The 9,438-nt window shown below is 60.8% G+C and carries 9 protein-coding genes; 3 read left to right on the top strand and 6 right to left on the bottom strand.

Annotation, left to right across the window (positions count from 1 at the left end; genetic code table 11):
* Positions 1 to 559 precede the first annotated feature (559 nt).
* Positions 560 to 802 carry a hypothetical protein gene (locus tag WA702_RS17810; RefSeq protein WP_425111851.1) on the bottom strand — a complete coding sequence of 81 codons (243 nt, stop codon included), beginning with the start codon at positions 800 to 802 and terminating at the stop codon, positions 560 to 562.
* A 114-nt stretch (positions 803 to 916) separates the two neighbouring features.
* The gene (locus tag WA702_RS17805) at positions 917 to 1,726 is read right to left on the bottom strand and encodes a transglutaminase-like domain-containing protein (protein ID WP_425111850.1); all 810 of its coding nucleotides are present in this window, start codon (positions 1,724 to 1,726) and stop codon (positions 917 to 919) included.
* A 263-nt stretch (positions 1,727 to 1,989) separates the two neighbouring features.
* Between WA702_RS17805 and WA702_RS17800 the strand changes: the two genes are divergently transcribed.
* Entirely contained in the window at positions 1,990 to 2,253 is a 264-nt protein-coding gene (locus WA702_RS17800; RefSeq protein ID WP_425111849.1) for a hypothetical protein, read from the top strand.
* Positions 2,250 to 2,546, top strand: a complete 297-nt coding sequence (locus WA702_RS17795; protein WP_425111848.1) for a hypothetical protein — start codon at positions 2,250 to 2,252, stop codon at positions 2,544 to 2,546. Before WA702_RS17800 ends, WA702_RS17795 begins: the two co-directional genes overlap by 4 nt.
* A gap of 224 nt (positions 2,547 to 2,770) precedes the next feature.
* Here WA702_RS17795 and WA702_RS17790 read toward each other — a convergent pair whose 3' ends face one another.
* Positions 2,771 to 4,111: an alpha/beta hydrolase gene (locus tag WA702_RS17790; RefSeq protein WP_425111847.1), complete on the bottom strand. Its 1,341-nt coding sequence runs from the start codon at positions 4,109 to 4,111 to the stop codon at positions 2,771 to 2,773.
* 218 nt (positions 4,112 to 4,329) lie between these two features.
* On the opposite strand from WA702_RS17790, the gene WA702_RS17785 reads away from it, so the two are divergent.
* A complete protein-coding gene (locus WA702_RS17785; RefSeq protein ID WP_425111846.1) occupies positions 4,330 to 5,328 on the top strand; it encodes an aldo/keto reductase in 999 nt (332 codons plus the stop codon).
* 361 nt (positions 5,329 to 5,689) lie between these two features.
* Here WA702_RS17785 and WA702_RS17780 read toward each other — a convergent pair whose 3' ends face one another.
* From WA702_RS17780 to WA702_RS17770, 3 genes are all read right to left on the bottom strand, one after another.
* A complete protein-coding gene (locus tag WA702_RS17780) occupies positions 5,690 to 5,986 on the bottom strand; it encodes an HU family DNA-binding protein (protein WP_425111845.1) in 297 nt (98 codons plus the stop codon).
* Positions 5,987 to 6,320: 334 nt separating this feature from the next.
* Complete coding sequence (locus WA702_RS17775; protein ID WP_425111852.1) at positions 6,321 to 6,998, bottom strand: TIGR04372 family glycosyltransferase; 678 nt, start codon at positions 6,996 to 6,998, stop codon at positions 6,321 to 6,323.
* A gap of 1,656 nt (positions 6,999 to 8,654) precedes the next feature.
* A complete protein-coding gene (locus WA702_RS17770; protein WP_425111844.1) occupies positions 8,655 to 9,074 on the bottom strand; it encodes a hypothetical protein in 420 nt (139 codons plus the stop codon).
* Between the last annotated feature and the right edge of the window lie 364 nt (positions 9,075 to 9,438).

Raw genomic sequence — 9,438 nt, 5'->3', positions numbered from 1 at the left:
CGATGCGATTACACAGAATCGCATCGTGATCTCATCTCTTTGTTTGAGCATGATCTTTTCGGAAAACCGGTTTCCACTTTTCCGGATCATGCTCTAGCAACGCAGCGCTGGAACAGCGCTCGCTGATCGGTGGCCGAGCCCTTGGCGCTGCCCGCCGCGGGATTGCCGGGCAGCCGCGGCGGGAGCGCTGCGCGACCAGCGCATCGCATGTCCTGGCAACGTCGACGGTGATGGCGTCTGACGGACTGACCGCGAGCACCTAGGCGATCGCAGCGAATGCAAGCAGGTTCAGGCGCGCCGTGTTCATCAGAGCACCTCATTGCCAGCCCGCCCCTGACAGCGCGAGCCGAGCGGCTGCATCATCATTTGGCACGCCGGCTTTCTAACCCGGGGCCGAGCCGTCAAACCATCAGCTATGTGGTGTACTTCAAAGGCCGGGCCAAAGAGCCTACCAGGCGGATCGATATCAGCTAATCTGACAAAAACCGCACAACTCAGGCGGCCGATCACGCTGCGCTGATCCGCCCGACGTACCGATCCGGCTGCGGACCTCGGTCCATCATTTCGAGGCGTGGTCGATCTTGTGCTCGAGATGCCCGGTGGCGTGATCGCGGCGCAACTGGCTCAGCGATGTCTCATTCAAATGAGTCAGCACCTCGCCAAGTGTTGTCGCGTCCGGATAGCCGGCCGCGAACGGCTTGCCATAGATCTTGCGCAAGGTGCCGACCAGCGTATTGCCGTGTTTCTTGCTGATCTCGCCATCCTTGTCACGGTGACGGCCATCCAGACCTGGTTCCTTCATGTTGCCTCTCCCTGCGTGCGTCTGTGCGCCTCGCAGCCAGCGTGCTCCCAATCCAGTCGATTGGCAACGCTCTCCAGCAAGTCGGAGGCCCGGCTTGCTGGGCGGATCCGCGACTCAGTCGGCCAATTCGTCTGTCCAGACCTTGAAGCTCACCAGTGTATTCGGGCCGAAGGTCTGCGTGATGGGCACATCGGCGGCGTCTCGTCCCTGGGCGATCAGCACGCGGCCGATGCGCGGGATGTTGTTGCGCGCGTCAAACGTGTACCAGCGTCCGCCGATATAGGCCTCGAACCATCCGGCAAAGTCGCCATCCGCCCAGGGCTTCGGCATGCCGATGTCGCCGAGGTAGCCGGTGCAGTAGCGCGCCGGGATATTCATGCAGCGACAAAACGTAATCGCCAGATGCGCATAGTCGCGGCAAACGCCCCTGCCCTCGTTGTAGGCGTCAAGCGCGGTCTTGGTGGCGCGGGCGTGCTCGTAGCCGAACCGGATATGATGGTGCACGAAATCGCAGATCGCCTGCACCCGCGTCCAGCCTGGCGTCGTGGCCTCGAACAATTGCCAGGCAATTTCCGAGAGCCGGTCCGTCTCGCAGTAACGGCTGCCGAGCAGATAGACGATGGTCTCCGCCGGCAGATCCTCCACGGCATGCTGCATCGCCGACGGCACGATGATATCAGGCCTGCCGCTATCGTTGACGATGCCGTCCGCCGCGAGACGAAGGCGGCCCGCGGGCGCGACGATGCGGCTGCACCAATTGCCGAACCCATCGCGATAGGGCGTGATCGGGACGGCGGGGCTGGTGGTCAGATAGTCCGGCACCACCACGTCCGAGGCTCGTGTGAAGTGCGTGCCCATCACGATCATCATGGGCGTCGGCTGCGGAAAGTCGTAAATCATCTCGTAGCCGACGCGGATCTTCATGCAAGACACCTCCCGTGCTGCCAGCTGGATCAGTTCGAATAGCGGCTCCAAAATAGCCCGCGGGCACAAGCAGGAGCAGCCCCGCCGGCTGGAAGATCATGATGCCGAGCACCAATCCCGAAATGGCCACGAAAGCCTCTGCAAACAAGGCGTAGCCTATCGAGAACAGGCCTGATTCGGACCGGCACCGAGAATTCGATGGCTAATGCCGCGAAACAGGCGCATGCTCACGGCATGCCAGATCTCAGCAGCGACATCAGCGCGTGACGACCAGATCGCGCCGCGAGACGGTCACCTTCAAGCATCCTTTCAAGTTGAAGAACCTTGATCGGTTGATCCCGGCCGGATCCTACGAGGTCGTGACCGACGAAGAAATGATCGAGGGTCTCTCCTTTGCAAGCTATCGGCGCACGGCGACCATGATCATCGTCCCGGCAGCGCCGCCACATGCGACAGCCATGCAGATGATCTCGATCGGCTCGCTCGAACTGGCGGACGCACAGCGCATTGATGCGAGCACACCATGACGGACGAGCCGGTCGAACTTGACAGCCGCCGCGGCATGGCCGCGCAGAAGGCTACAGATATCAGACGCGCTCTCGCCGAGATCGAGTCCAACGCCAAGGCGATGCGCGACCGCCAGCACGAGTTGGAGGAGCAGCTCCTCAGCACGCCGGCGGCCACCTGGACGGAAGCTGCAGCCAAGGCGCGCTATCTTCTCAATCTCTATGCCGCATCCTTGAGCGCCCAGGATAGCCGGCACCGCGACCTGATTGCCGGGGTGTTGGACGATTTCGCGCGGCTCTCCGCGACCGATTGATCCGCGGTCTCCGCGCGGCACGACGGAAACCGGTAGCCCTGTCACCGGGACCAGCCCGTAAGGCGGATTAACGTCGGCGTCATCCGCCAATTCACAAGCGCGGACTACCCGATACGCGAACCGCCGGACGGTCCGCCACATGCCGTATCGTTGAAACGGCGGATCACGCGACGCTGATGCGCCCGACGCACCGCATGCGCCGGCGCGCGAATGCAACGCGACCGTTACGGAATCGGATATCCCTTCCACAGCCATTCCAGCGCATATGGCAGCGTTTGCGCGATGGTCGGCCGGTCGACATGCTTGGCGTTGCGCGCGAATACGAACTGATAGTGATAGCCCTTGGCCGCCAGCACCCGTGCCATCAGCTCGGCCGACAGCGTCCAATCGTGCATGCCGTCGGGAATGGTCGGATTGGGATAGAACAGGTCCTGGTCGCCCATCTCGTACCAGTAGCGGAGCGGCTTGACCTGGGCGCTCGGGATCAGCGGGCTGCCCGGCGCTTCAGATGGCACCAGCGCGCCGTCCTTGACGGCGAGATTCGGCGTGGCCGGGCCGGTCCATGGTGAATGGAACTCCCAGGCGCCGCCGCGTAAGGCGGGATTCTGCGGCCATTGCTGGTTCACCATGGTCGGCGAATAGGCCAGCACGCGATGATAGAGGTCCGGGTTGAACCACGCCATGATGAACGCCGCGGCGCCGCTGGAGCTCAGCCCCATGGTCGCGCGTCCGTCGGGATCGCCGGTCAGCTTGACGCCGGCGTGGCTCTCGACCAGCGGCAACACCTCGCGCTGTACGAACAGCGAATAGGCATCGGAAACCGTGTCGTATTCCCGGCCGCGCTGCGCGCCCTGCGCATCCTGCCCGCCATTGCCAATCTGGATCGATACCATCGGCGGCACGCGCCGCGCGTGGATCAGGTTGTCGAGAACGACGTTCATGTCCTTCCAGGCCGCCGACCCGCCGTCGCCCAGCACCATGAAGGGCACTTCCGTGCCTTTCACATAGTTCGGCGGCACATAAACCTCGATCTTGCGGGTCCAGGTGCCCGGATGGCTTGATGTCACGATCATGTTCGACTTGTCGTTCGGCACCGTCGTCGTGATCATGATCGAGGAGTTGGTGCAGCCGGCTACATCGTCGCGAATCAGCCCGGGGTTGTAGATTACGCTCTCGGTCGACGACATCGTAAACGAGATGATTGTCCCTTTCGGCACGCCATCCTTCGCGATCGTATCAGCCGCCGGCGCATGGGTCGCGCCGATGATGAAATTCCCCTCCGCACCCGCCGGCGGCAAGCTGCCATCGGGCAGCTCGGTCGCCTGCGGATAGTTCGGATTTTTCGGGTCGCGGCGCGGCGGCTGCGTCGAGAGATCGAGCCCGGTCGTATCGATGAAGAACGGCTTGGTCTTATCAGTGGTGTTGGCGCCCGGCGGCACCGCCATGTTCTGGGTCACGCAGGCCGATGGGGCTTGTGGCGCCTGCCCCTGTTGCGCCTGGCTGGCTGTGGTGAGCGACGCGGCGGTGATGCAGGTCCCCGCAAGGACAGTCAGGGCTGTCTTCATGTTTCTTCCCGTTCTGGCGATCTTATGTGCGAGCCTTGATCGATAGTATGTCCGGCGGCCTTCGAGCGGTCAATCGGATGGGTTGTCCTCCCAGACATGCGCTGTGGCGGAAGCGCGCGCCCGACCGTCGCCAGATTGTGATCGGCGCGCGGATCGGAATAGCGTAGAGCGCCGTCGTTCCATCCGGGTGACATGACGACGCAGTCGGAGACATCACGATGCAGTTGCGGAATTTTGGGCGTACGGGACTTCAGCTCTCCGTGCTCGGCTTCGGTTGCGGCGCGGTCGGCGGCTTCATGGTGCGCGGAGATCCTGCCGAGCAGGAGCGAACCATCGCTCGCGCGATCGATGCCGGCGTGAACTATTTCGACACCGCCGTGCAATACGGCGATGGCGAGTCGGAAAAGAACCTCGGTCGCATTCTGCAAAAACTCAGGCCGGCCGATGTTGCCGTCGGCACCAAGGTCCGGTTGCAGCCCGGCGACTTCGGCGGGATCTCCGACGCCGTCACAGCATCGATCGTAGGCAGCCTGTCGCGTCTCCAACGCGACCGCGTCGACATCTTTCATCTGCATAATCCGATCACCACGAGCGGCGGCGGGACGACGCTGTCGGCGCGCCAGGTGCTCGAAGATGTGGTGCCGGCGTTCGAGCGCGTGCGCGCGCAGGGCAAGACGCGTTATCTCGGCATCACCGCCGTCGGCGACACCGACGCGCTGCGGCAGGTGATCGACGCGCGCGCCTTCGACAGCGCGCAGATCGTCTACAACATGCTCAATCCATCCGCCGGTGAGGACTTGCCGCCGAACTATCCGGCGCAGGACTATGGACGATTGTTCGATGCCACCGCGGCTGCCGGTGTCGGCGTCGTGGGCATCCGCGTGCTGGCCGGCGGGGCGCTCTCGGGTTCGGCAAAGCGCCACCCGATCGCAGGCCCGGCGCCCGCGCCGATCGGCTCGGCCCTGAGTTACGATGCCGATCTCGAACGAGCGCGCCGCCTGCTTCCGCTGCTGACAGATGGATTTGCCGCCAGCCTCGCCGAAGCCGCCACACGCTTTGCGATTTCGCATCCGGCGATGGGCACCATCCTGGTCGGCATGGCAACGCCGCAGCAATTCGAGGACGCGCTCGCTGCCGTTCAAAAAGGAACGCTGCCGTCAGCGGCGCTGGAGCGGCTGTCATCGTTGCAGCAGGCGTTTTCCGGTGAGGCGCGTTGATTGCGAGCTGTTTATTGAAGCCTTCTGCATGACGACGACACGCCGTCATTCCGGGGCAGCCCGCCAGGGCTGAACCCGGAATCCCGAAATGATCAGGAATGACGCAAACCAATCTCGAGCTTCCGGGTTCAAGGCCTGCGGCCTTGCCCCGGAACGGCGGCTGTCGTGACGCAGGATCGTGAGCGCAGTTTAGCCTCAGCGAAGTCCGCCAAGTACGACAGGGATCGCGAACAGCGGCTTCCATGCCTGTCCAGCTCAGACGGAGCGCTAGCCATCCAGACAATCGAAAGGGCGGATCAGCTCCTGCTGATCCGCCCTACACCTGTCGTCAACACGTCGCGAATTTCGGATCGGCCGCCGATCACACGGCGTCTTTGGCCACCTTGAGCGGAGAAGCCTTGACGGACTTGCTCGCAGGCTTTGCCGCAAATTCCATCGGCTCTTTCGTAAACGGATTGATACCGCTGCGGGCCTCGGTAGCAGGTTTGTTCACGACCGACATTTTGACAAAGCCGGGGATGACGAATTCGCCGGATTCATTGAGCTCCTTGTATCCCACGATCGCCATCTGCTCGATCACCGCCTTCACCTCGCTCTTCGAGACCTGCGTACCTTCGGCAATTGCATCGATCAGCTGATTCTTGGTCATTTTCGCCATTTTTGAAATCCTTTTCAGCGCCAGAGCTACGCGGGACGCATAACTTGTCTTGGACGCGGTCATGCCGCGCGGCGCGGCTCGTCGTCACGCCTGTGGCCGTGAATCACTGGCTTAAAACGTATTGAAGCCCGAAATGCAAGAAAGAGCTGCCGTGTGTTCCACACTTCGCGAGGGCGGGTCCATATGGCGTTCAGCGCTGACAGCAATAGCGCCGGGTCATTCCCGTCTCGCTGGATGGCAGCTCGTAACGCGGATCAGCGTCAGCGTGATCGACCCGAGACAGCCGAATGGCCTCCACTGACGCTTGCCTGCAAAGGGCTGCCGGCGCGCTCACTTACTCCGCAGCGAGCAAGTTGCTCGCGTATTTTTCGAGAAAATACTTGCTCGGCCGTGAGCTACCGAAGAATCCCGGTACTTTGACGTGGCGCTCCCAACTTTCGTCAACGCCCGGTGGGGGGCCGGTCCGCGAGGGATCGGAGATGTCCAGGACCTCCTGCACGGTCCCAAGGATTTCATCCGAGCTGCTCTCCTGTACCGTGAGGCCGGCGCGCTTCATGGACTCATACGTCGGATAGGCCCAGCGGTAACGCTCCGACGTGATCTCGCTGAGCGACAGCATACGCCCATCCCTCGTATGGACGGGCTTCCATGCAAAGCGGGTGTCAGTCGACCATAGCAGACCCACCGAACTCAACGCGTTGACCATTGCCGTCGGGATGCCAAAGCTGGTCGCCACATAGGCAAACCCCGAAGTCGTGCCAATAAACATCCGCGCGCGCCGCATCAGGTGGATGTCCATCTCAGATGCCTGATCTACGCTGCGGGCGTAGTCGATGACGCGTTCCATCTCGGGAAGCGGCGGGGCACGGCGTCCGCCCATGCGCACGACCCATCCGCCCAGCGCGGTAATATGACGGACCGCCTCAGGTAGTTTCCAAGCGAAGCGTTGCGAATAGACTCGCCGGTTCCCTCGGTATCGTTGCGCGTGTCGGCATCGCGCACGGGCAAGCAGACATACCAGTCTTGATCACTCATGCCCCATTTGCGGCGCATAGACGTGTAAAGCTGCTCGACCCGATCGTCCGCAAGCACACGCCGATCGTAGATGTCACGCAGCGGAAACCCCCGCCCTTCGCTCTCCCACTGTTTGAGCGCGAACGATCCGGCGTCGTTCCAGTACATCGTACGGCCATCGTCGAAAGCGAAGGCCTGATGTGACGTGCCGATGAAGGGTGTCAGGCTCAAGAGTTCGTGCCATACCTCGGCCGAGACGTTTTCATTCATGACAGCAGTCGGACAAATCTCTGAGAAGAGAGAGAGGAATGGTCTGTTTGCGATTCGATCCTTGACTGTCAACAACAGCGGCTTGCCGTGCCACCACCCCATCTCGCGCATCATCAGGTGAACATTGAGGTGTCCATTATGCCCGATAAGTACGCTCCAATCCGGCGAGAGAAGGCTGACCTCTGACACGTCATCGATGTCAAACCGACGCAGAAACGCCTTCAGTGGCTGACTTTGACTCGGCATCGAACGCCTCAGTCGGCGCTGCACGTCGTTCATCCGAGTGTAGATCTTTGGAACGTAGAAACCTTCCCCGCTGTGATAAGTCGTAAGCAAAAGGTGGCGATAGGCATAGAAAAGGTTGACATCGAACAAGACATTCCGTTGCGGATGACGGGCGGGGAAATGCTCCCAATATTGGCCGTCCTCTTCTCGCTTAGCGAGGATGACGTCGTCCCTCGTCATCTCAAGCTCGTCGAGGAGCCTTACGATCAGCTCCAAGCTGACAAAATAGCTCTGGATATACATCTCTGTCGGCGCCTCGAGACGCTGATGATGTTCGTAACTACGTTGTTCATAGGCAAACGTGCGGTGCTCCATCATAAGTCTTGCAGCTGGCTCGAAAGCGAAACGTAGCCGCCTTGGCAGCTCCGTCCAGCGGATCGTGTGGTACTGCGCCAGCAGATCCATGAAGTAGCCGGATGAAAGTCTCTTGATCCAGTCTTCCATCGGAAGGGCGAAATAATCGTCGCCCCGCGTCCAATCGATGCTCGGAAAGAGGCTCAGCACAGGTTTTTCATAGCCGCAGAAAAGGAGGTAGACGATCAGCTCGTTGACGTAACGGTCCGTATGCGGGCCCGATAGCACCCATTCCAGATCAGTGCCGATCTTCGAGCCGCAAAAGAAGCGAAAGTGATGATCCAGATCGCCTCGCCTCGTGTGGCGGCGACGCGAGAGTGAGCCTGAAAGCCTGTCTGAACGGCAGCACTGCGAACAGAAGAGTTTGCAAGGATTCTTTAGCGCGAAGGCCTCCGATGCGGTTTGCCTCGTCCAGCATCTTCTCGAGAAGACGTGCCTGGAAAGCGACTCGTCTCTGCGCCAGACGCGCCGGAACGAAATTCCGGCGTATTCGGGACGCACTCGCATGTATAACTGACCAGTTTCCCATCTCTCCGCCGACGGTTTGCTTAGTCCGAGAATGCCACAGTTCCGAACTATCCTGCTGGACCTGAGGAACACGGCTACGATGCTCTTGTCTTGCGCAGCAGATCTTGACGATCGGCCATAGCTAGCAATGGAATTTGCTATCCAGCGCGCGTGAATCACGGAGGTCCGAAAACCTTGTATGAGGACACAACGTATAGCTCGGAGCCCGACGCGCTCTTCAAAACCTCCGTCGATTTGCTTGCAAGGACCAAAGCTCGCGCCTGAGGAACTCCTGCCGTTCCTCAGGCGTGGCGTCGCGATATTGCAAAGAGCCGTTGATCTCTCGTTTCATGACCAACGCTCCTTCCTGATAGAATTCCCACGGAGGCCCGGCGTCCAGCAAATGAGAGCTGGCTTCGATCAGCTGTCGACTTGGGGAAAGCGCCGCATGCAGAAGGATATCGCGCGAGGAGACGTGTGAAGGATTTGAGAGCGCGTGAATGCGCCCCTTCATGTCGCCCAATTGATAATCGATACATCGCAACGAGTACAGAATACAGGTACAGAAAATTACAAGAACCGCGAGCCTCGTGTCTTGATGATGATAGGAAACAGCAAGAGCTGCCGCCATAATAGCTATGATATAACGCAATTTCATAGCGGGCCCCTCCCCGAATGATGCTATCGCGCAACTTGCGAGCGAGCAAGCGCCTCTGTCGTGCCAGAGCGGAATGGCTCCAACGCCTGCGGAACGAAAGCTCCTAGATGGCTCGTTCGGCACGACTGTGCCGCACACAGTCGGTTCCCTCTTGGGATACGGCTTTTTCTTATCACCCTGCTGCAGTCGTAGGCTGCACTGGTTCGCGCTCAGCCCGCATCGTCGTGGTCCTTTGCATCGCTCTGATCCACGAGAGCCGTCTGCAATGCCTCGTCGTCCAACAGCAGATCGGCGTCAGAATCGAACGGATCGCTGATCAGAACCGGCTTGCCGTCCCTTCCGAATCGAAAGGCCCGATCGCTAT

The sequence above is a fragment of the Bradyrhizobium sp. genome (assembly GCF_049798375.1).
Lineage (GTDB): Bacteria > Pseudomonadota > Alphaproteobacteria > Rhizobiales > Xanthobacteraceae > Bradyrhizobium.
Note: the sequence above shows the minus strand (reverse complement) of the source record. Positions and strands in the feature narration are given on the sequence as shown.

Coding starts and splice junctions, on each gene's coding strand:
- WA702_RS17810 (WP_425111851.1), bottom strand. CDS start 802: ATGAAGGAACCAGGTCTGGATGGCCGTCACCGTGACAAGGATGGCGAG.
- WA702_RS17805 (WP_425111850.1), bottom strand. CDS start 1,726: ATGAAGATCCGCGTCGGCTACGAGATGATTTACGACTTTCCGCAGCCG.
- WA702_RS17795 (WP_425111848.1), top strand. CDS start 2,250: ATGACGGACGAGCCGGTCGAACTTGACAGCCGCCGCGGCATGGCCGCG.
- WA702_RS17790 (WP_425111847.1), bottom strand. CDS start 4,111: ATGAAGACAGCCCTGACTGTCCTTGCGGGGACCTGCATCACCGCCGCG.
- WA702_RS17785 (WP_425111846.1), top strand. CDS start 4,330: ATGCAGTTGCGGAATTTTGGGCGTACGGGACTTCAGCTCTCCGTGCTC.
- WA702_RS17780 (WP_425111845.1), bottom strand. CDS start 5,986: ATGGCGAAAATGACCAAGAATCAGCTGATCGATGCAATTGCCGAAGGT.
- WA702_RS17770 (WP_425111844.1), bottom strand. CDS start 9,074: ATGAAATTGCGTTATATCATAGCTATTATGGCGGCAGCTCTTGCTGTT.